A 1342-nucleotide genomic window follows, 5' to 3' on the forward strand; every position below is an offset into this window, starting at 1 on the left:
CAGCGAGCCGTAGAACCCCGCCAGGGCCCAGACGGCCAGGACGACCGGAGCGACCCGCAGCAGCGGGCCGCGCGCCTGCGCCGGCACCGACCAGGCCACGCGCAGGGAGCGCAGCGCGCCCGGTGTGCGGGCCGCCGTCTCCGCCATGAGGACCACCCCGACGGCCTGCAGGACGTAGATGCCGAAAAGGATGTGGTAAACGAGATGAGTTGGCTGCGGAGCGTAGGTCACCAGCAGCCCCGAACCAAGGGCGCCAACGGCGGTCCCGGCTGCCGGCGTCACCGCGTTGGCGAGGGTTCCCGCGGAACGCCGGATGTCGATCATGCCCGCGCCGACGGCTCCCACGACCGTGCCCGTCGCGAGCCCTTGGAGGATCCTGGCGCACAGCAGAGCGGGAACGCCGTCAGCAGCCGCAAAGACCACGACTGCCACCGTCTGGACGACGATCGAACCGAAGATCACGGGCCTGCGGCCGACATGGTCCGACAACGAGCCGACGACGAGGAGCGCCAGCAGGATGGCCACCGCGTACACGCCGAAGATCACTGTGGTGGTGATCGGTGAGAAGTGCCACTCCTGCTGGTACGCGGCGTAGAGCGGGGTGGGCGCGCTGGCCCCCGCGAGGAAGAAGACCACCACCGAGGCCTGAAGGCTGAACGCCGGCCAGGGACCCAACCGCCGGGGCGGCGGAACCGCCCGACCCTCCACCGTCGTCATCAGGACTCCTGCTCTGCAGAACACGTGAACGCGATCGTCGAATTAATGGGGCGGAGGAGAGCCGACGGCCCCGTACCGTGCCGCCTGCCGCGCTCGGTCCGGAAGCGCCGGTGCCCCGACGGCCGACGCTGAGATAGTTGCGGCCGAGACCACAGGCCAACCGTCCGACCCTCGTCTGTCGTCATCGGGACCGCTGTTGCGCGGCACGCGCCGATGCGGTCCTCGATGTACGTGGAAGGGCGGGAGCGGACGGTGGCCCGCGGACTCGGGGTGTGCGTTCTCAGTCCAGGAGCGTGCGGGCCGCGATGGCCGAGGCGCTGATGGCTGCCGGGAAGCCGGCGTAGAACGCGATGTGGGTGATGATCGCCGCGAGTTCGGCCTGTGTCACTCCGTTGTCCACGGCCCGCCGCAGTTGCGCGGGCAGTTCCTCGGGGCGGTAGAGCGCCACGACCGCGGCGACGGTGGCGATGCTGCGGTCCCGGGGACTGAGCGCGGGATCCGCCCACACCTGGCTGTACAGGGGATCCTCCACCAGCTCGGTCAGGGCCGGGGTGAAGGCGCGGGCCATTTCGCGCGGCGACGGAGCCGTGGAATGCGCAGCGGGCTGCGTGGTCACTGTGCGCTC

General features: G+C 70.8%; 2 protein-coding genes. Both read right to left on the minus strand.

Annotation, left to right across the window (positions count from 1 at the left end):
• The coding region (locus LQ326_RS47165; protein ID WP_234545376.1) for an MFS transporter at positions 1 to 717 on the minus strand (717 nt) is incomplete at its 3' end.
• A 280-nt stretch (positions 718 to 997) separates the two neighbouring features.
• A partial coding sequence (locus LQ326_RS47170) for a carboxymuconolactone decarboxylase family protein (RefSeq protein ID WP_308402181.1) occupies positions 998 to 1342 on the minus strand: 345 nt, incomplete at its 5' end.

Source organism: Streptomyces shenzhenensis (genome assembly GCF_021462265.1).
Taxonomy (GTDB): domain Bacteria; phylum Actinomycetota; class Actinomycetes; order Streptomycetales; family Streptomycetaceae; genus Streptomyces; species Streptomyces shenzhenensis.